18 protein-coding genes are annotated in these 19770 nt (G+C 70.7%); 9 read left to right on the top strand and 9 right to left on the bottom strand.

Translation table 11 applies throughout. The annotated features are described in order from the left end of the window. Nucleotides 1-79: 79 nt before the first annotated feature. Both ACFY0P_RS43015 and ACFY0P_RS43010 read right to left on the bottom strand, forming a co-directional pair. Nucleotides 80-1270: a hypothetical protein gene (locus ACFY0P_RS43015; protein WP_388926680.1), complete on the bottom strand. Its 1191-nt coding sequence runs from the start codon at nt 1268-1270 to the stop codon at nt 80-82. A gap of 97 nt (nt 1271-1367) precedes the next feature. Further along, nucleotides 1368-2480: an alpha/beta hydrolase gene (locus ACFY0P_RS43010; RefSeq protein WP_388926677.1), complete on the bottom strand. Its 1113-nt coding sequence runs from the start codon at nt 2478-2480 to the stop codon at nt 1368-1370. A 224-nt stretch (nt 2481-2704) separates the two neighbouring features. On the opposite strand from ACFY0P_RS43010, the gene ACFY0P_RS43005 reads away from it, so the two are divergent. The 6 genes from ACFY0P_RS43005 (at nt 2705) to ACFY0P_RS42980 (ending at nt 7838) form a co-directional block, all read left to right on the top strand. Continuing rightward, the gene (locus ACFY0P_RS43005) at nt 2705-4516 is read left to right on the top strand and encodes a phosphatidylglycerol lysyltransferase domain-containing protein (protein WP_388926674.1); all 1812 of its coding nucleotides are present in this window, start codon (nt 2705-2707) and stop codon (nt 4514-4516) included. 100 nt (nt 4517-4616) lie between these two features. After that, nucleotides 4617-5552, top strand: coding sequence for a dihydropteroate synthase (gene folP / locus ACFY0P_RS43000; RefSeq protein WP_388926671.1), 936 nt, complete (start codon nt 4617-4619; stop codon nt 5550-5552). After that, nucleotides 5549-6052: a nuclear transport factor 2 family protein gene (locus ACFY0P_RS42995; protein WP_089099919.1), complete on the top strand. Its 504-nt coding sequence runs from the start codon at nt 5549-5551 to the stop codon at nt 6050-6052. Before folP ends, ACFY0P_RS42995 begins: the two co-directional genes overlap by 4 nt. Before the next feature lie 279 nt (nt 6053-6331). After that, complete coding sequence (folB, locus tag ACFY0P_RS42990; protein ID WP_388926668.1) at nt 6332-6691, top strand: dihydroneopterin aldolase; 360 nt, start codon at nt 6332-6334, stop codon at nt 6689-6691. Beyond that, nucleotides 6688-7299 carry a 2-amino-4-hydroxy-6-hydroxymethyldihydropteridine diphosphokinase gene (folK, locus tag ACFY0P_RS42985; RefSeq protein ID WP_388926665.1) on the top strand — a complete coding sequence of 204 codons (612 nt, stop codon included), beginning with the start codon at nt 6688-6690 and terminating at the stop codon, nt 7297-7299. The genes folB and folK overlap by 4 nt, the downstream gene beginning before the upstream one ends. Nucleotides 7300-7349: 50 nt before the next feature. Beyond that, nucleotides 7350-7838, top strand: coding sequence for a DUF3180 domain-containing protein (locus ACFY0P_RS42980; RefSeq protein WP_388926662.1), 489 nt, complete (start codon nt 7350-7352; stop codon nt 7836-7838). A 21-nt stretch (nt 7839-7859) separates the two neighbouring features. Here the strand turns inward: ACFY0P_RS42980 and folE are convergent, their stop codons facing one another. The 6 genes from folE to dacB all read right to left on the bottom strand — a co-directional run bounded on the left by folE (nt 7860) and on the right by dacB (nt 15715). After that, the gene (gene folE, locus ACFY0P_RS42975; RefSeq protein ID WP_384048903.1) at nt 7860-8465 is read right to left on the bottom strand and encodes a GTP cyclohydrolase I FolE; all 606 of its coding nucleotides are present in this window, start codon (nt 8463-8465) and stop codon (nt 7860-7862) included. A gap of 137 nt (nt 8466-8602) precedes the next feature. Further along, nucleotides 8603-10642 (bottom strand): ATP-dependent zinc metalloprotease FtsH, encoded by a 2040-nt coding sequence (gene ftsH, locus ACFY0P_RS42970; protein WP_388926658.1) that lies wholly within the window; start codon nt 10640-10642, stop codon nt 8603-8605. A gap of 209 nt (nt 10643-10851) precedes the next feature. Next, a complete protein-coding gene (gene hpt / locus ACFY0P_RS42965) occupies nt 10852-11412 on the bottom strand; it encodes a hypoxanthine phosphoribosyltransferase (protein WP_388926752.1) in 561 nt (186 codons plus the stop codon). 66 nt (nt 11413-11478) lie between these two features. Then, nucleotides 11479-12591, bottom strand: a complete 1113-nt coding sequence (gene tilS, locus ACFY0P_RS42960; RefSeq protein ID WP_388926655.1) for a tRNA lysidine(34) synthetase TilS — start codon at nt 12589-12591, stop codon at nt 11479-11481. Between the two features lie 191 nt (nt 12592-12782). Further along, nucleotides 12783-13916, bottom strand: a complete 1134-nt coding sequence (locus ACFY0P_RS42955; RefSeq protein WP_388926652.1) for a zinc-dependent metalloprotease — start codon at nt 13914-13916, stop codon at nt 12783-12785. 182 nt (nt 13917-14098) lie between these two features. Continuing rightward, nucleotides 14099-15715, bottom strand: coding sequence for a D-alanyl-D-alanine carboxypeptidase/D-alanyl-D-alanine-endopeptidase (gene dacB / locus ACFY0P_RS42950; protein WP_388926649.1), 1617 nt, complete (start codon nt 15713-15715; stop codon nt 14099-14101). 124 nt (nt 15716-15839) lie between these two features. On the opposite strand from dacB, the gene ACFY0P_RS42945 reads away from it, so the two are divergent. Continuing rightward, nucleotides 15840-16331, top strand: a complete 492-nt coding sequence (locus ACFY0P_RS42945; RefSeq protein WP_018547987.1) for an inorganic diphosphatase — start codon at nt 15840-15842, stop codon at nt 16329-16331. 254 nt (nt 16332-16585) lie between these two features. Then, entirely contained in the window at nt 16586-18244 is a 1659-nt protein-coding gene (locus ACFY0P_RS42940; RefSeq protein ID WP_388926646.1) for a threonine/serine exporter ThrE family protein, read from the top strand. Between the two features lie 105 nt (nt 18245-18349). On the opposite strand, the gene ACFY0P_RS42935 is transcribed toward ACFY0P_RS42940, so the two are convergent. Then, nucleotides 18350-19264: a DedA family protein gene (locus tag ACFY0P_RS42935; RefSeq protein ID WP_388926643.1), complete on the bottom strand. Its 915-nt coding sequence runs from the start codon at nt 19262-19264 to the stop codon at nt 18350-18352. 138 nt (nt 19265-19402) lie between these two features. On the opposite strand from ACFY0P_RS42935, the gene ACFY0P_RS42930 reads away from it, so the two are divergent. After that, nucleotides 19403-19768, top strand: coding sequence for a YbjQ family protein (locus ACFY0P_RS42930; protein ID WP_388926640.1), 366 nt, complete (start codon nt 19403-19405; stop codon nt 19766-19768). Nucleotides 19769-19770: the final 2 nt, after the last annotated feature.

Genomic DNA, 19770 nt, shown 5'->3' with positions numbered 1-19770 from the left:
GGCGCGGGGAACTGCGCGATCAGCCCCCACGCACCCGCACCCGGCCACCGGCCGTCCCCGGCTCGGAACCGCCGCGTGTTCAGGACGCGGCGCTGCGCAGGCCGCCGAGGTTGATCTGCTCCGTCTCGTCGTGCGCGGTCAGGTCGATGACCTGGCCGACGCCCCGCGCCTGCGCGTCGGCGGGCTTGAACTCCGCCTCGGACTCGGCCTTGTGGAGCGCGAGCGCCTCCTGACCGACTACGTCCGCGAGGTCCTCGTTGTGCACGGCGTCCAGGCCGCCCGCCGGGGAGCCCTTCTGGGTGCCGAAGAAGTCGAAGCCGCCGGTGACCAGCGGGCGCGGGATCGGCGCGGCCGGCAGGACCGCCACCGCGGTGGGCACCGTGAAGTGGCCCGAGGGCTTCACGGCGTTGACGGACGGTGCCGTCGTGGGGTGGACGTCCTGCTCCGTCGGCGCCGGGGTGATGTCCTCGGGCCCGTCCGTGATGGCGGCGGCCGCGCGCGCGTGCCCGTCGGCCGCCTCGGGCTGCCCCTGCGCCTCGTCCTCCGGCGCGGTCTCGCCCTTCGGGGCGGCCTCGGGCTCGGCGGCCGTCTCCGGCGCGCCCTCGGTGCCGGCTTCGGTCTCGCCCTTCGGGGCGTCCTTCTCGTCGAACCGGGCCAATGCCACCTTGGCCCGCAGGAACAGCTTGGAACCCTCCGGCGAGAAGATCGCGGGAGCCGTCTCCTCGACCGTCAGCTCCTCCGCCTTCTCCTCGACGGCGGCCAGGTCCTCCGCCTCTTCCGCCTTCCGGGCGGCCGGCAGCGCGTTCGACGGCTCGGCGGCCTCGATCTCGAGCAGACGGCGGCCCTCCAGGGCGCTCGCGCGCTCGGTCTCGGCCGTGGCGTAGCGGCGCAGCAGGGACGCGTGCTCGTTGCGCAGTCCCGCCAGCTCCGACCGCTTCGCGCGCAGCCGCTGCTCCAGCTTGGCGCGCAGCTCCCGCGACTCCTCGAGGTCGGTCTCCAGCTCGGCGATCCGCTCCTCGTGGCGCCACTCGTCACTCGCACGCGCGCGTGACAGGTCCGCCACCTGCTTGCCCGCCTCGCTGTCCCAGCGCCGCATGACGGCGGCACCGACGGCCGCGGTGGCCGCGGCTATCGCGGCCAGGGTGCGCAGCACAGTCGGTTGGGAGAACAACCAGGGGCCCAGGGCGCAGACGAGGGAGACACCGGCGATCGCCGAAGGAGGCAACAGCCTGTGCAAAGGCGGGGAATGACGGTGGCGTCCACGTGGCATGGCCAGAAACTTACCGCGCGTAGGCGAATCGTGGTGCCCCGGGCCGTAAAAACACAGCGACAAGGAAGTCTTCACACGGTCCCGGCAGGGCCGGGACTCAGCGGTCGCTCAACCGGCCGCTGATCCACTGGAGCGTCGCGGGGATCTCGCGGCGCCAGGTGTTGAAGTTGTGGCCGCCGCTGTCGAGGATGATCGACGAGATCCGGGTCAGCTTCGTGGCCTCCACGCTCGCGATGAATTTCAGCGTGGCCTTGTAGTTGGTTTCTCCGACTTTGCTGCTGGTGACCAGCAGGGAGGTGTCCGGGGCGGGCTCGTGCTTCAGGAACCACCAGAGGTCCGCGCGGTTCTTGAGATCCCGGTCGCCCTGGAAGAGGTCGCCGGTCGTGGCGTCGATGGGCGCCTTGTACGACGGGGAGAGCCCGGCTCCGGCCGCGTACACGTCGGGGTGGTGCATCGCGAGCTTGAGCGCGCAGTACCCGCCCGTCGAGTCGCCGACGATCCCCCAGCCGCCCGGCTTCCAGGCGGCCCGGTAGTGCGCGCGCACGGCGTCGGGCAGGTCCCTGGCGAAGAAGGTCTCGGTCCGCGGGCCGCGCGGGACGTCCACGCACTCGGTGTCCCGGGGCGGTGCGACCGTGGGCCGCAGCATCACCAGGATCGTCGGCCGCATCTTCCCGTCCCGGACCAGGTGCTGGACCGTGCGCGGGTAGTGCAGCTTGTCGACCAGCGCCCGCGCGGTGCCGGGATAGCCGCTGAGGACGACCACGACCGGGAACGTACGCGTGCGGTACTGCGGCTGGAAGTACTCCGGCGGCAGGTACACGTACGCGGGCGTGGCGATGTGGGTGGTACGGCCGACTATGCCGACCTGCTGGATCTGACCGGCCGTCCGGGGGAGCGAGCCGCCCATGCCGTGCACCTCCGACGTGGACACCACCTGGACCGGGCCGGACGCATGGTTGACGACGACGCCCTGGTCGGTTTCCGTGCCGAGCAGGTCCGCCCAGCTCGCATAGAAACCGAAAGCCTGGTTGACGGCTATCCCGACGCAGGCGAAGAGCGCCAACTGGGTGGCCAGCAGAAGACCGACGCGGCCGCTGACGGCCCGCCAGTTCCGACGGCCCAGCCTGGGCCACAGCCACACCGTGCCTACGAACAGCAGTACGGCGGACAAGATCGTCAATGCCAGCAATTTATTGCTCGTGAGACCCATGAGGTGCTTCCTGCCTGCGCTTTCCCCCGCGGCCTTCGCTGCTTTCAGCGAGGCTTGCCCCGGGCTTTCCCTGGCCTTTGAACCGGCTTTCCGGTGAGGAGTGAACCTCTCCCCCCGAGACACCGTCCTAGAGGGCGCAATGTCGCCGGATGCCCGAATCGGGCCCGGATTCAAGGTCTCTCGCAGAACTACGGGATGCGATGTCTGTCAGGATAGATGGGGAAATGTCGGGCGAGGTTCCGAGCCGATCAAGCCGGGCGCGGCGCATAGTCCGTGGCCCGCGCCCCGAGGCCGTCCCCGCTCTGGTCGGCAGGGCGTGCGCTGTCGTGGGCGTCCTGGACATCGCGGCGGGCGTGTTCCCGCGCTTCCGTCACAGCCGTATGCACGCCATGGCCGAGGTACTGCCCGGCTCGATGGGTCCGTTCGCCGCCGCGCTCTCGCTCAGCGTCGGCGTGCTGTTGCTGCTGCTCGCGCACGGGCTCAAGCGGCGCAAGCGCCGGGCGTGGCGGGCCGCGGTCGCACTGCTGCCGGCCGGCGCGGTGTCGCAGTTCGTGTACCGGCACTCGGTCATCGGCGTGCTGATCTCCCTGGCACTGTTCGTGCCGCTCGTGATCCACCGCGACGAGTTCAAGGCGCTGCCCGACCCGCGCAGCAGATGGCGCGCGCTCGCCAACTTCGTGCTCATGAGCGCCGGTTCGCTCGCGCTCGGCCTGGTCATCGTCAGCGCCCACCCCAAGCGCACGATCGGCGACCCCAGCCTGGCCGACCGCATCACCCACGTGCTGTACGGCCTGTTCGGCTTCGAGGGCCCCGTCGACTACGAGGGCTCCACCTCCTGGACGGTCGCCTTCTCCCTCGGCGCCCTCGGCCTGATCACCGCGGTCACCACCATCTACCTCGCCTTCCGCCCCGAACACCCCGCCGCCCACCTCACCGAGGAGGACGAGACCCAGTTGCGCGCCCTGCTCGAGAAGCACGGCGCCCGCGACTCCCTCGGCCACTTCGCGCTCCGCCGCGACAAAGCGGTCGTCTTCTCCCCCAGCGGCAAGGCGGCGGTCACCTACCGCGTCGTCTCCGGCGTGATGCTCGCCAGCGGCGACCCGATCGGCGACGTCGAGGCCTGGCCCGGCGCCATCGAACGCTTCATGGACGAGGCCAAGGCCCACTCCTGGACCCCCGCCGTCATGGGCTGCTCGGAGACGGGCGGCGAGGTGTGGACCCGTGAGACCGGCCTGGACGCCCTCGAACTGGGCGACGAGGCGGTGGTGGACGTGGCGGATTTCTCGCTCGCCGGACGCGCGATGCGCAACGTGCGCCAGATGGTCAAGCGCATCGAGCGGGCCGGCTACGAAACCCGGGTACGGCGCATCCGTGACGTCGGCGAGGCCGAACTGGACCGCATCCGCCGGGCCGCCGAGGACTGGCGCGGCACCGACACCGAGCGCGGCTTCTCGATGGCGCTCGGCCGCATCGGCGACCCCGCCGACGGCGACTGCCTGATCGCCACCGCCCACAAGGCCGACGAGTCGCCCGGCCAGTACGGCGACCTCAAGGCGATCCTGCACTTCGTGCCCTGGGGCACCGACGGCGTCTCCCTCGACCTGATGCGCCGCGACCGCTCCGCCGACCCCGGGATGAACGAACTGCTCATCGTGGCCGCCCTCCAGGCGGCCCCGAAGCTCGGCATCACCAGGATCTCGCTCAACTTCGCGATGTTCCGCTCGGCACTCGCCCGCGGCGAGAAGATCGGCGCCGGGCCGGTACTGCGCGCCTGGCGCGGCCTGCTGGTGTTCCTCTCCCGCTGGTTCCAGATCGAGTCGCTGTACAAGTTCAACGCGAAGTTCCAGCCCCGCTGGGAGCCGCGCTTCGTGGTCTACCGGGCCTCCGGCGACCTCCCGCGCATCGGGCTCGCCGCCATGCAGGCCGAGGGCTTCGTCAGCCTCGCCCTGCCGCTGCCGCGCTTCCTGCGCCGTCAGACACCCGCCCCCCGGCCGTGCGCCCACAGCATCGCCGAACAGGGCGTACGGGCGGCCTGACCCCCATGACCGGCCCGGGCGGACGCTCCTCCCCTCCAGCCCTGGGGGCGCCGCTCGGGCCACGGGGCTGGCCACGGGGCCCTGGGCCTACGCTGAACGTATGAGCAACCACAGCGGACGTGGCCAGGTGACAGGGCTTCCGGCATGGGACCGGTGCGCGGTCATGGGGGTCGTGAACGTCACCCCCGACTCCTTCTCCGACGGCGGCCGCTGGTTCGACACGACGGCCGCCGTCAAGCACGGGCTCGACCTCGGCGCCCAGGGCGCCGACCTGGTCGACGTCGGTGGCGAGTCCACCCGCCCGGGCGCCACCCGCGTCGACGAGGACGAGGAACTGCGCCGGGTCATCCCCGTCGTCCGCGGCCTGGCCTCGGAAGGCGTCGTCGTCTCCGTCGACACCATGCGCGCCTCCGTCGCCCGGCAGGCCCTCGCGGCCGGCGCCGCCCTCGTCAACGACGTCAGCGGCGGCCTCGCTGACCCCGACATGATCCCCGTCGTCGCCGACTCCGGCGCCCCCTTCGTCGTCATGCACTGGCGCGGCTTCCTGGCGGGCGACACCGTCAAGGGCGTGTACGACGACGTCGTCGGCGAGGTCCTCGACGAACTGCACGCGCGCGTGGACGCCGTGCTGGCCGGCGGCATCTCCCCCGACCGGGTCGTCGTCGACCCCGGCCTCGGCTTCTCCAAGAACTCCGAGCACGACCTGACCCTGCTCGCCCACCTCGACCGGTTGCACGCCCTGGGCCACCCGCTGCTCGTCGCCGCCTCCCGCAAGCGGTTCCTCGGCCGGGTCCTGGCCGGGCCCGAGGGAGCGCCCCCGCCGGCCCGGGAGCGCGACGCGGCGACGGCGGCCGTCTCGGCACTCGCGGCGCACGCCGGCGCGTGGGCGGTGCGCGTGCACGAGGTACGCGCCACCGCGGACGCGGTACGGGTCGCGCGCGCCATAGAAGGGGCGCGCGCCGGAACCGACGCGCCGGGCGCGCGGGCCACCGAGGCCGCGCAGAACCCTCCCCACCCCGCAGAGGGAGCCCGGTGAGCGCCCCCCACACCGACGTCGAGCAGGTTGAGGCCGCCAACACCGCCTTCTACGAGGCACTGGAGAACGGCGACTTCGAGACCGTCTCCTCTCTCTGGCTCACCCCCGCCGACCTGGGCGTCGACGAGGAGTACCACGACCCCGCCGACAGCGGCGTGATCTCCTGCGTGCACCCGGGCTGGCCGGTGCTGACCGGCCGCGGCGAGGTCCTGCGGTCGTACGCGCTGATCATGGCGAACACCGACTACATCCAGTTCTTCCTCACCGACGTGCACGTCTCCGTGACCGGCGACACCGCCCTGGTGACCTGCACGGAGAACATCCTCAGCGGCGGCCCGGCCCCCGAGGGCAGCCAGGAACTCGGCCCGCTGGTGGGACAACTGGTCGTCGCCACGAACGTGTTCCGGCGCACCCGGGACGGCTGGAAGCTCTGGTCCCACCACGCCTCCCCGGTACTGTCCGAGACCGACGAGGACGAGGAGGACGACACACCCTCCTGACCGCGAGGACACCCTTCCGGGCTCTTCCGGGCCCCTCCTGGCCCCTGGCGGCCCAAGAAGTGGCTGGAATCACGAACTCGCGGGTAGCCACGGCTACCGGCCCATGAGCCGCCGGGTTCTCCAGGGAAAACACCCGATGAACCCTGCCGCACCCGGGCGAACCCCACGCCTCGTACCCCGGCTCTGTCAGTGCCCGCAGGTAGATTCGTGTGTGGCCGGTGCATCGCCCGCACCCGGTGCGGCCCGGCCGCCACACCGACGATTGCAGGAGTGATTCGCGTGGATCGTGTCGCGCTGCGCGGCCTCAGGGCCCGCGGGCACCACGGTGTCTTCCCCAAGGAGCGCGAGGAGGGCCAGACCTTCATCGTGGACCTCGTCCTTGGCCTGGACACCCGGCCCGCGGCGGCCGACGACGACCTGACGAAGACCGTGCACTACGGCGTCGTGGCCGAGGAGGTCGTCGCCGTGGTCGAGGGGGAGCCGGTGAACCTGATCGAGACGCTCGCCGAGCGGATCGCCCAGGTCTGCCTCAAGCACGAGGGGGTAAGAGAGGTCGAGGTCCAGGTCCACAAGCCGGACGCGCCCATCACGGTCCCCTTCGACGACGTCACCGTCACCATCACCCGGAGCCGAGTATGACCGCATCCTCCCTGCGGGGTCCCAGCGACCCGACCGTCCAGCCGGTGCCCGCCTCCGTCGTCGAACAGGTCGACGCCGCCGACACCACCCTGTCCAACCCCAAACGAGCCGTGGTCGCCCTCGGCTCCAACCTCGGCAACCGCCTGGAGACCCTCCAGGGCGCCGTCGACGCCCTGGAGGACACCCCGGGCGTCCGCATCAAGGCCGTGTCGCCGGTGTACGAGACGGAGCCGTGGGGCGTCGAGCCCGGCAGCCAGCCGACGTACTACAACGCGATCGTGGTGCTGAAGACCACCCTCCCGCCGTCCTCCCTGCTGGAGCGGGCACACGCGGTCGAGGAGGCGTTCAACCGGGTGCGGGACGAGCACTGGGGCCCGCGCACCCTCGACGTCGACATCGTCGCGTACGCCGACGTCGTCTCCGACGACCCGCACCTCACCCTCCCGCACCCACGCGCCCACGAGCGCGCCTTCGTACTGGCCCCCTGGTACGACATCGACCCCGAGGCCCTGCTGCCCGGCCGCGGCACGGTCGCGGAGCTGCTGGCCGCCGTCACCCGGCACGGTGTGGAAGCGCGCGGGGACCTGGAACTCCGACTGCCCGAGTAGTCGTTAAGGTCGAGACGACCACATCGCTGCGGGGGAGCTGAAGGAAAACAGTGAAAGAGCTGCGGATCAGGGTGCTGGCCGGTGTCTTCGTCGTGGCCGGAGTGCTGTCCTGGGCGGCCGCCCGCCTGTGGAACGCGGTGGGGACCCTGCCCAGCGTGCCGGTGGCCGCCCCGATCGTCCTCGCGCTGATCGCCGTGGTCCTGCTCTCCACCGCGCTGTCCCTGCGCGCCCGTCTCAAGGCCCAGCGCGAGCGCCGCCCCGGCGCCAAGGGCGTCGACCCCCTGATGGCGGCCCGCGCGGTCGTCTTCGGCCAGGCGAGCGCCCTCGTCGCCGCCCTCGTCGCCGGCATGTACGGCGGCACCGGCGTCGTCCTCCTGGAGCTCCTCGACCTCCCCACCCGCCGCGACCAGGCCCTCTACGCCGCCTTCTCGGTCGTCGCCGGCATCGGCGTGATAGCGGCGGCCCTCTTCCTGGAACGGGTGTGCAAGCTCCCGGAGGACGACGACAACAACCACAGCGGGGCCGAGCCGGTCGCCTGAGCCGCGCCTAGCCCGGCCAGGTCAGCGCGCCAGTATCAGGCTCATCGCCTCGGCGCGGGTCGTGGCGTCCCTGAGCTGACCACGCACCGCCGACGTCGTCGTCTTGGCTCCCGGCTTGCGGATCCCGCGTACCGACATGCACATGTGCTCGGCCTCGACCACGACGATCACGCCCCGTGCCTCCAGGATCCGCATGAGCGAGTCCGCGACCTGCGTGGTGAGTCGCTCCTGCACCTGGAGACGGCGGGCGAACACCTCGACCAGACGCGCCAGCTTCGACAGACCCGTGATCTTGCCGGTCTCCGCCGGGATGTAACCGACATGGGCCACGCCGTGGAACGGCAGCATGTGATGCTCGCACAGGCTGACGATCTCGATGTCCTTGACCAGGACCATCTCGTCGTGGCCGAGATCGAACGTCGTCGTCAGGACCTCTTCGGGTTCCTGGTGGTTCCCGGCAAGAAGCTCGCGGTACGCCCGTGCCACCCGCGCCGGAGTCTCCCGCAATCCCTCGCGGTCCGGGTCCTCGCCGACCGCGATGAGGAGTTCGCGTACGGCGTTCTCGGCGCGCTTCTCGTCGAACTCGCCGATGGTGCCTTCGCCGTCCAGGGTCACGGGGTCGGTCATCTGGGGTGCCTCGTTCCTCGGGGTGGGCACATGTGGATCACGCGCCTCATGTACAGGCATTACGGAAATGCCGCGCCCCCCAGGCTAGGTCCTGGGGGGCGCGGCATCCATTCCGAGCCAGATGAGACCGGTGTGAGTCAGCTCTCGGGGCGGTCCTCGGGAGCCCTCTCGACCGCGGGGGCGGATTCGGCCGCCGTGGCCTTGGCGGTGCTGATCGCCGCGGTGGCGCCGTTGGTCCCGTTGGTCAGTGCGAGCTCCTTCGGGGAGAGCACCGGCGGGCGGGTGGACGGCGTACGGCGGGAGGATCCGGTCCAGGCGGGCCGGGCCGGGCGCTTGACGATGGCGGAGAAGATCTCGGCGATCTCCTCCTTGCCCAGGGTCTCCTTCTCCAGGAGCTGGAGCACCAGGTTGTCGAGGACGTCGCGGTTCTCGACCAGGATCTCCCAGGCTTCGTTATGAGCGTTCTCGATGAGCTTCTTGACTTCCTCGTCCACCAGGGCGGCGACCTCTTCCGAGTAGTCGCGCTGGTGGGACATCTCACGGCCGAGGAAGGGCTCGGTGTTGTCGCCGCCGAACTTGATCGCGCCGAGACGCTCGGTCATGCCGTACTGCGTGACCATCGCACGGGCGGTGGCCGTGGCCTTCTCGATGTCGTTGGCGGCGCCGGTGGTCGGGTCGTGGAAGACCAGTTCCTCGGCCGCGCGGCCGCCCAGCATGTAGGCGAGCTGGTCGAGCATCTCGTTGCGCGTGGTCGAGTACTTGTCCTCGTCCGGCAGGACCATCGTGTAGCCGAGAGCGCGGCCGCGGGACAGGATCGTGATCTTGTGGACCGGGTCGGAGTTCGGGGAAGCCGCCGCGACCAGGGCGTGGCCGCCCTCGTGGTACGCGGTGATCTTCTTCTCCTTGTCCGACATGATCCGGGTCCGCTTCTGCGGGCCCGCGACCACGCGGTCGATCGCCTCGTCGAGCATCTGGTTGTCGATGAGCTTGCGGTCGCTGCGGGCCGTGAGCAGCGCCGCCTCGTTCAGCACGTTCGACAGGTCCGCGCCGGTGAAGCCCGGGGTGCGGCGGGCGACCGCCGCGAGGTCGACGTCGGGCGCGACCGGCTTGCCCTTCTGGTGGACCTTGAGGATCTCCAGACGGCCCTGCAGGTCCGGCGGGTCGACCGCGATCTGGCGGTCGAAGCGGCCGGGGCGCAGCAGCGCCGGGTCGAGGATGTCGGGCCGGTTCGTCGCGGCGATGAGAATCACACCGCCCTTGACGTCGAAGCCGTCCATCTCGACGAGCAGCTGGTTCAGCGTCTGCTCGCGCTCGTCGTGACCACCGCCGAGGCCGGCGCCGCGGTGCCGGCCGACCGCGTCGATCTCGTCGACGAAGACGATCGCCGGGGCGTTCGCCTTGGCCTGCTCGAAGAGGTCGCGGACTCGTGAGGCACCGACACCGACGAACATCTCGACGAAGTCGGAACCGGAGATCGAGTAGAAGGGGACGCCCGCCTCGCCGGCGACGGCGCGCGCGAGGAGCGTCTTGCCAGTGCCGGGACGGCCGTAGAGGAGCACGCCCTTGGGGATCTTGGCGCCGACGGCCTGGAACTTGGCCGGCTCCTGCAGGAACTCCTTGATCTCGTGGAGTTCCTCGACGGCCTCGTCGCAGCCCGCGACGTCCGAGAAGGTCGTCTTCGGGGTGTCCTTGGTGATGAGCTTCGCCTTGGACTTGCCGAAGTTCATGACCCGGGAGCCGCCACCCTGCATCTGGTTCATCAGGAACAGGAAGACGACCACGATGAGGACGAAGGGCAGCAGGGAGAGCAGGACGCTGACGAAGGCGTTCTGCTTGGTCGGCGCGACGGTGTAGCCGTCGGGGATCTGCTTGTCCTGGTACTTGGTCTGCAGCGTGTTGGCGAGGGTGACGCCCTGGTCGCCGATGTAGCTCGCCTGGATCTTCGAGCTGCCCTCGACCTTTTCGCCGTTCTTGAGCGTGACCTTGATGGTCTGCTCGTCACCGGTGGTCAGCTTCGCCGATTCCACCTTGTTGTCATTGATCGCCGCCACGACCTGGCCGGTGTCCACCGTCTTGTAGCCGCCGGACGAGCCGACGACCTGCATCAACACGACCACGGCAAGGACGGCCAGCACGATCCACATGACCGGCCCACGGAAGTATCGCTTCACGTCCATCCATACGGAGCGGTGTCGCCCCGTCCCTCCTGCCATAGTGAGTTTGATAAGACAGTTCTTCTGACGGTACCCCAGCATTGTGGCCCGAAGCCGCACGAAGCTGCGCGGACGACTGGTGAAACCCGTCTCTGCATGCTCCAACGGCGCGAAACCCGCTGGGGTTCCCGATCGTCTTACGTAAGTGGACCCTGCGGCGTATCAGCCGGGGTTCAGCCGCCGTAGACGTGGGGCGCGAGCGTACCGACGAACGGAAGATTGCGGTACTTCTCGGCGTAGTCGAGGCCGTAGCCGACGACGAACTCGTTGGGGATGTCGAAGCCGACCCACTCGACGTCGATGGCCACCTTGGCCGCGTCCGGCTTGCGCAGCAGGGTGCAGATCTTCAGACTCTCGGGCTCGCGGGAACCGAGGTTGTTGATCAGCCACGACAGGGTCAGGCCCGAGTCGATGATGTCCTCGACGATCAGGACGTGCCGGCCCTTGATGTCGGTGTCGAGGTCCTTGAGGATCCGCACCACACCGGAGGACTGGGTGCCCGCGCCGTACGAGGACACGGCCATCCAGTCCATGGTGACGGGGGTGGACAGCGCCCGGGCGAGGTCCGCCATGACCATCACGGCGCCCTTGAGGACGCCGACGATGAGCAGGTCCTTGCCCGCGTACTCCGCGTCGATCTTCGCGGCCAGCTCGGCCAGCTTCGCGTCGATCTCTTCCTTGGTGATGAGCACCGCCTGGAGGTCGGCACCCATGTCTTTCGCGTCCACCCGCATCACTTTCGGTCGGTCGTCCCACCGGCCTACCCACCTCTTCGGAGGAGCCCTCCGGGAGGTCGGGATTCAGCCTTGCCGAATCACCAGTCTGCCACCCTGGCGCTGGGCGACGACTTTGCCGGGGAGATTGATGGCCCCCTGGCCTCGCCAGCCGGTGATGAGGCGGTCGACTTCCTCGATGTGCCGGGCGAACAGGGAACCGGCCGGTGCGCCCGCCGCGATGGCGGCGCGGCGCAGGATCCGGCGGCGTACCGCCGGGGGCAGGGCGTAGAGCTTGGCGCACTCCAGCAGGCCCGCGGCGTCCCGTACGGAGGCCTCGGCCTGGCTGGCCCAGGTGTCCAGGGCGTCGGCGTCGTCGCGGGAGAGCTGGGCGGTGCGGGCGAGCGCCTCGACGACGCCCTTGCCGAGGGCCTTCTCCAGGGCGGGCAGGCCCTCGTGGCGGAGCCGGGAGCGGGTGTAGGCCGGGTCCGCGTTGTGAGGATCGTCCCAGACGGGGAGGGCCTGGACCATGCAGGCCTTGCGGGCGGTCTGCCGGTCCAGCTGGAGGAAGGGGCGGCGGTAACGGCCGCCGGCCCCCGAGACCGCGGCCATTCCTGACAGGGAGCGGATGCCGGAGCCGCGGGCGAGGCCGAGCAGGACGGTTTCGGCCTGGTCGTCTCTGGTGTGGCCGAGCAGGATCGCGGCGCCGCCGTGCCTCTCCAGCGACGCGTCCAGGGCGGCGTAGCGGGCGTCGCGGGCGGCGGCCTCGGGTCCGCCGTCCCGGCCGACGGTCACGGTGATGGACTCGACCGGGTCGAGGCCGAGTTCGCGCAGCCGCAGGACGACCTCCTCGGCGCGCAGGTCGGAACCGGGCTGCAGGCCGTGGTCGACGGTGATGCCACCCGCGCGGATGCCGAGCTTGGGGGCCTCGAAGGCGAGGGCGGAGGCGAGCGCCATGGAGTCGGCGCCGCCGGAGCACGCGACGAGGACGAGCGGGGAGGGGGGCCGCTCGTTCGGTGTCTGCTCCGGGATCTCGGCGATCTCCGGGACGCCGCCGGCAGGGCGCGCGAGGCGCACGCCGATGCGCCCACCGGCACGCTCACCGGCGGTACGGCTGTGGCGGCTGTCGTCGGTGAGGATGTCGTGGAGGACGCGGCGGACCGCCAGGCGTATCGCCGCGACCGCAGGATGGGGACCCATGTCCGGTTCCCTTCATGAAGTTTTCGGGGGGTGAGCCCGAGATCGGTCACTCAGAGTATGTAGATGGTGACAGAAACGGGCCGTTCCCCGAGCATCGCACGCCTACCCATCGCTCACGGTCCCTCGGACGGGTGATTGGAGGGGCGTTCGCCTGCCGTCGGCCGGTCTCCGTTCACCACACATCCGCTGGTTCACGACTCGGCCTTGCGGTGCACCCGCGCGACCCAGTCCGCCGGTTTGGCGATCTCCGTCTTGGTCGGCAGGGTGTTCGGGGAGGTCCACACCCGGTTGAAGCCGTCCATGCCGACCTGCTCGACGACGGCCCGCACGAAGCGTTCGCCGTCCCGGTACTGACGGAGTTTGGCATCCAGGCCGAGCAGCTTGCGCAGGGTCGTGTCGAGGCGGGAGGCGCCCTTGGCGCGCCGCTGCTGGAACTTCTCGCGGATTTCGGCGACGGTCGGCACGACCGCGGGTCCGACGCCGTCCATGACGAAGTCGGCGTGGCCCTCCAGGAGGGACATGACGGCGGTGAGCCGGCCGAGGATCTCGCGCTGGGCCGGGGTCTGCACGAGTTCGACGAACGACCGTCCGCCGTCGTCCTCCTCGGCCTCGGGGCGGCTCCCGGCGAGGGACTGGGCGGCGTCCCGGATGCGTTCGAGGACGGTCATCGGGTCGACGTCGGTCTCCGAGAGGAACGACTGGATCTCGCCCTCCAGATGGGCGCGCAGCCAGGGCACCGCCGTGAACTGGGTGCGGTGCGTCTCCTCGTGGAGGCACACCCACAGACGGAAGTCGTGGGGCTGGACGTCGAGTTCGCGCTCCACGTGGACGATGTTCGGGGCGACGAGCAGCAGCCGGCCGCCGCCGTTCTCGTCCGCAGGCAGGTCGCGGGAGGAGGGGGCGAAGGTCTCGTACTGGCCGAGGACCCGGGACGACAGGAACGACAGCAGCATGCCGAGTTCCACGCCGGTGACCTTGCCGCCGACCGCGCCGAGGACCGCCCCGCCGGGGCTGCCGGCGCGCCGCTCCTGCATCTTCTCGAGCAGCGGCTTGAGGAGTTCACGGAACCCGGCGACGTTCGCCTTGACCCAGCCGGGCCTGTCCACCACCAGAACGGGTGTGTCGTGGACGTCGTCGGTCCCCATACGAGTGAAGCCCCGGACGTGTTCCTCCGAGGCCTTCGCGTGCCGCCGCAGTTCCGCGACGATGCTCCGGGCCTCGTCGCGGCTCACCTCGGGTCCCGGCCGCACGAGCCGGGTCGCGGTCGCCACCGCGAGATTCCAGTCGACCATCCCAGAAGAAGCAGCGCCACCGATGCTCGTCATGCGTCAACCGTACGTTAGCGCTACCGCTTGGGGCAGGCCGTGGGGGTTGGTGAGGTTGGCGTGACTTGTGTGGTGGGGTCGGGTCGGGGGGCTTGCGTGGGCAGGGGCGGTCCTGGTTCCGCGGCGCCCGGCGCTGCCGGCCGTGCCCACCCCCACGGTGGTTGAGACGATGCGGTCGGCGGTTACAGGCCCGCCAGCGCCGTCGCCGTCTTGTCCAGGGCCGCCTGGGCCGCTGCCGGGTTGGTCGTGTTCGAGGTGAGGAAGGCGAAGGCCAGGAGGCGGCCGTCCTTGTCGACGACGGTGCCCGCGAGGGTGTTGACGCCGGTGAGGGTGCCGGTCTTCGCGCGTACGACGCCGGCTGCGCCGTCCGTGTAGCGGCCGGCGAGGGTGCCCGTGAAGTGGGCGACGGGGAGGCCGGTGAGGACCGCGCGCAGGCCCGGCCGGTCCACGTCGGCGGCCTTGACGAGGAGGGCGGTGAGCAGGTTCGCGGTCAGCCGGTCGTCGCGGTCCAGTCCGCTGCCGTCGTGGAAGGAGGCGCCGGCCATCGGCAGGCCCAGCTTGGTCAGCTGGGCCTCGATCGCGGCCGCTCCCCCGTCGAAGCCGGCCGCCTTGCCGCTCGCGAGCGCCGTCTGGCGGGCCAGGGCCTCGGCGATGTCGTTGTCGCTGTTGGTCAGCATCCGCTCGACGATCGAGGAGAGCGGCGGCGAGGACACGGTGGCGAGGGTCTCGGCCCGGCTGCTCGCCTTGGAGGTGCCGGGGGACGAGGTCTTGATGCCGGCGTCCGCCAGGAAGCCCGCGAACTTCCGTGCCGCGTCGGCCGCCGGGTCGCTCACCCGGAGCACCGGTCCCTCGACGGAGTCGTTGGTCCGGCCCTCGTCGGCCATCAGGGGGCTCACGCGCGCGAGGTTGTCGTTGACGCCGATGGCGTGCAGGTCGGGGCCGGAGTAGAGCGTGGTGTCGTACGAGAGCGTGATCTGTTTGATGCCCCGCGCGGTCAGCGATCTCGCCGTCTCGGTGGCGAGCGTGCGCAGGCTGGCCCAGCCGGCCGCGTCCTTGCGGGCGGTCAGGGTGGGGTCGCCGCCGCCGATCAGGACGACTTCCCTGGTGCCGGGTTCGAGGGCCACGCGCGTGGTGATGCGGTGGTCGGGGCCGAGGGCGGAGAGGGCGGCCACGGCGGTGGCGATCTTGGTGGTGGAGGCGGGGGTGAGGGCGGTGTCGGCGCCGGAGCCGTACAGGCGGCTGCCGGTGGCCACGTCGACGACCACGGCGGCGCGGGTGCTGCCGAGTGCCGGGTCCTTCAGCAGGGGCCCCAGGAGGTGCGTGACGGCCGTTCCGGAGATTCCGACGGACTTTCCGGCGGGCGCCGACTTCACGGTGTTCGTGGCGCCGTCCAGGCCCGTCAGGACGGCGCCGGCGCTGGGCGCCGGGCTGGGCTCGCCGTCGGCTGTGACGGAGTCCGCACCGGAGCCGTGATCTGTGCCACCCGTCCGTTCCAGGGCGGCGGCCCGGTCCCGCTCGGCCGTACGCTGACCGTTGGCGTCCCAGGGGCCCGCCGCGGTCACCACACCGGCGGCCAGCGCGAGCCCGGCCGTGGCGGCGCCCGCGGTGTACTGCCAGGTCCTGAGGGTCCGGGACCGAGGTCGAGGGGGGCGGACCAGGGTGGCCAGCCGGGGTCCCGTCGCGCGCGTGACGCGTGCGAGCTGCGGTCCCACCGCTCGCCGCAACCGCGCGACCTGCGGTTTCGTGGCGGTCACCAGATGTGCCAGATGCGGTCGTACGGCGCCCGCGATCTTCCGCACACGCGGTTTCGCGGACTGCCAAGGCCTCAGCTCTGGCACGACCACCAGCCCCTTTCGCGATCACACACCTGCGTGGGGGACACTTAACCATCAGAACTATGTGTTGATCATGGAGGAGCCACCGGTGGAGTTCGACGTCACGATCGAGATCCCGAAGGGTTCGCGGAACAAGTACGAGGTGGACCACGAGACCGGTCGGATCCGCCTCGACCGTCGTCTCTTCACCTCGACCGCCTACCCGACCGACTACGGCTTCGTCGAGAACACCCTCGGCGAGGACGGCGACCCGCTGGACGCGCTGGTCATCCTGGACGAGCCGACCTTCCCGGGTTGCCTGATCAAGTGCCGCGCGATCGGCATGTTCCGGATGACGGACGAGGCCGGCGGCGACGACAAGCTGCTGTGCGTTCCGGCCACCGACCCGCGCGTGGAGCACCTGCGGGACATCCACCACGTGTCGGAGTTCGACCGCTTGGAGATCCAGCACTTCTTCGAGGTCTACAAGGACCTGGAGCCCGGCAAGTCCGTCGAGGGCGCCAACTGGGTCGGCCGCACCGACGCCGAGGCGGAGATCGAGCGGTCCTACAAGCGCTTCAAGGAGACCGGCGGTCACTGAGACCACCCCGGCAAGCCGTAACCGGGAAGCGGGCCGCACGCACGCGTGGGGCCCGCTTTTCGTGCCCGCGTTCTCCCCCGCGGCCGTTTTTCGTGCCCGCGTTCTCCCCCGCGGCCGTTTTTCGTGCCCGCGTTCTCCCCCGCGGCCGTTTTTCGTGCCCGTGTTCCTCCGAGCGGCCGGTTTTCGTGTCCGCTGTGGGGTCACGCGCATACTGAGGCTGTCGTGAAAGGTGTCGTTCAGGGAGCGTTACGACGGTGACGGAGGCGGAGGACCGCAAGCCCAGGTCGGACGAGGCCCGGTACGACCCGGAACTCACGTCCGAGTTCGCCGTCCCCCGGGGCGTCGAGGTCCCCGAGGGCGGCGGTGGTGAGCCGGAGACGACGTCCGAGTTCGCGGTGCCGGAGGGACTCGCAGCGCCCCAGTCGGTGAGTGCCGAGCCGGAGGGGTCGGCGTTCAGCCTGCCGAGCACCTACAGCGCCCATGACGCCCCGCCCGTCTTCACGCCCGCCTCCGGGTTCCCCGCGGTCAGCCTCGTCAAGGACGCGCCCTGGCAGGACCGGATGCGCACGATGCTGCGCATGCCGGTGGCCGAGCGGCCGGCCGTGGAGCCGGTGCAGAAGGTCGAGGAGGGCGCTCCCGCCGTCCCGCGCGTGCTCGACCTGACCCTGCGTATCGGGGAGTTGCTGCTGGCGGGCGGCGAGGGCGCGGAGGACGTGGAGGCCGCGATGTTCGCGGTCTGCCGGTCGTACGGGCTCGACCGCTGCGAGCCGGGCGTCACCTTCACGCTGCTGGCGATCTCGTACCAGCCCTCGCTCGTCGACGACCCCGTGACCGCGTCCCGGACGGTACGGCGGCGCGGGACCGACTACACGCGCCTGGCCGCCGTCTTCCGGCTCGTGGACGACCTCACCGACCCCGAGACCCATGTCTCCCTGGAGGAGGCCTACCGGCGGCTCGCGGAGATCCGCCGCAACCGGCACCCGTACCCCGGCTGGGCGCTGACCGCCGCGAGCGGGCTGCTCGCCGGGGCCGCCTCCGTGCTGGTCGGCGGTGACCTGCTGGTGTTCGTGGCGGCCGCGATCGGCGCGATGCTCGGCGACCGGCTGGCGTGGCTGTGCGCGGGGCGGGGGCTGCCGGAGTTCTACCAGTTCATGATCGCCGCGATGCCGCCGGCCGCGATCGGGGTCGCCTTCTCGCTCGCCCACGTGGACGTCGCGGCGTCCGCCGTCGTCACCGGTGGACTCTTCGCGCTGCTGCCCGGACGGGCCCTCGTCGCGGGCGTCCAGGACGGGCTCACCGGCTTCTACATCACCGCCTCCGCGCGTCTGCTGGAGGTCATGTACTTCTTCGTCGGCATCGTCATCGGGGTGCTGACCGTCCTGTACTTCGGTGTGAAGCTGGGCGGCCGGCTCAATCCCGACGCGGCGCTGGTCGGCTCCGAACGGCCGCTGCTGCAGATCGCCGCGTCGATGGTGCTGTCGCTGACCTTCGCCGTCCTGCTCCAGCAGGAACGATCCACCGTGCTGGCGGTGACCCTCAACGGCGGTGTGGCGTGGTGCGTCTACGGTGCGATGCACTACGCCGGGGGGATCTCGCCGGTCGCCTCCACGGCGGTGGCCGCTGGGCTGGTGGGGTTGTTCGGGCAGTTGCTGTCGCGGTACCGGTTCGCCTCCGCGCTGCCGTACACGACGGCGGCGATCGGGCCGCTGCTGCCGGGGTCGGCGACCTATTTCGGGCTGCTGTCGATGGCTCAGAACGAGGTCGACAGGGGGCTGGTGTCGCTGGCCAAGGCGGCGTCGCTCGCCATGGCCATCGCCATCGGGGTCAACCTGGGGTCGGAGATCTCCCGGCTGACCCTTCGGGTGGGGTCGGCGGGGAAGCGGAGGGCCGCGAAGCGGACGAGGGGGTTCTGAGCGCCTGAGGGAGAGCCGGTGGGGGTGCGTCGGCGGCTGCGGGTGCGTGGGGGTTGATCGCGCAGTTCCTCCCCCAGCCTTCGGCCGGGGGGACCCCAGCGCCCCTCAGGGGCGGTACTGCTGGTCCTCGCTGTAGGGGTACGGGTACTGCTGCTGGCCGTAGCCGCCCTGGTCGTAGTGCGGCTGCTGCTGGCCGCCGTACCCGTAGTCCTGCTGGGGCTGGGGCTGCTGGCCGCCGTACCCGTAGTGCTGCTGGGGCTGGGGCTGCTGGCCGTACTGCTGCTGGGGCTGCTGCGGGGTGTACGTCGGCTCGATCCTGCGCAGCTGGGTCGTCGCGTCGTCCATCACCGGGGGTGCCGGGTGCTGCTGGACCGGCTCCGGCTGCTGTGCCGTCGCCTTCTTGTCCTTCGCGCGGGCCCGCAGGAACTCGATGATGATCGGGACCACCGAGATCAGGACGATCAGGATCAGGATCGCCTCGATGTTGTTCTTGACGACGTCGATCTTGCCGAGCCAGGAGCCGAGGAGGGTGACGCCCGCGCCCCACAGGACGCCGCCGATGACGTTGAACGTCAGGAACGAGCGGTACGCCATGCCGCTGACGCCGGCGATGATCGGCGTGAACGTGCGGATCACCGGCACGAAGCGGGCCAGGATCAGGGACTTCGGGCCGTGCTTCTCGAAGAACTCGTGCGCCTTCGCCACGTTCTCCTGCTTGAAGAGGCGGGAGTCCTGGCGGTTGAAGAGCGTCGGGCCGACCTTCTTGCCGAACATGTAGCCCGCCTGGTCGCCGAGGATCGCGGCGAGGCAGATCAGGGCGATGGCGCCCCAGAGCGGGAAGTCCAGCTGGTTCGAGGTGATCAGCAGGCCGCAGGTGAAGAGGAGCGAGTCGCCCGGGAGGAAGAAGCCGATCAGGAGGCCGGACTCGGCGAAGACGACCAGGAGCAGCCCCCAGATGCCGAACGAGTCGAGAAGTTGGTTCGGATCCAGCCAGCTCGGGCCGAGGGCGAGCGTCATCACGGTTCCGGGCTCCTGAAGGGGGAAGGCACGTCGGGTTCCTTGTGCGGGCGCACAAAGCTATCAACGTAATGTGTCCGCCCCAGGTTCCACCGGTGGAACCTGGATGGACTGTGCCCGGCCTGGGGAAGGGCTGTGGACATGGGTATCGAAGAGTACGGCGGCGGTCAGGGACCGCAGGCCGATGTGCTGGTCGTCACCACGAACGACGTTCCCGGGTACCGGGTGCGGGAGGTCGTCGGCGAGGTCTTCGGGCTGACCGTGCGCTCCCGGCACCTGGGCAGTCAGATCGGCGCGGGTCTGAAGTCGATGATCGGCGGGGAGCTGAAAGGGCTGACGAAAACGCTCGTCCAGACCCGCAACCAGGCCATGGAGCGACTGATCGAGCAGGCACGCGCGCGTGGGGCCAACGCGGTGCTGGCCTTCCGGTTCGACGTGACCGAGGCGGCGGACGTGGGGACCGAGGTGTGTGCGTACGGCACGGCCGTCGTCCTCGACAAGGAGTAGCC

It is taken from the genome of Streptomyces sp. NPDC001714 (assembly GCF_042892755.1).
Lineage (GTDB): Bacteria > Actinomycetota > Actinomycetes > Streptomycetales > Streptomycetaceae > Streptomyces.
The sequence above is the reverse complement of the archived record's forward strand: the minus strand, read 5'-3'. Positions and strand labels throughout refer to the sequence as shown.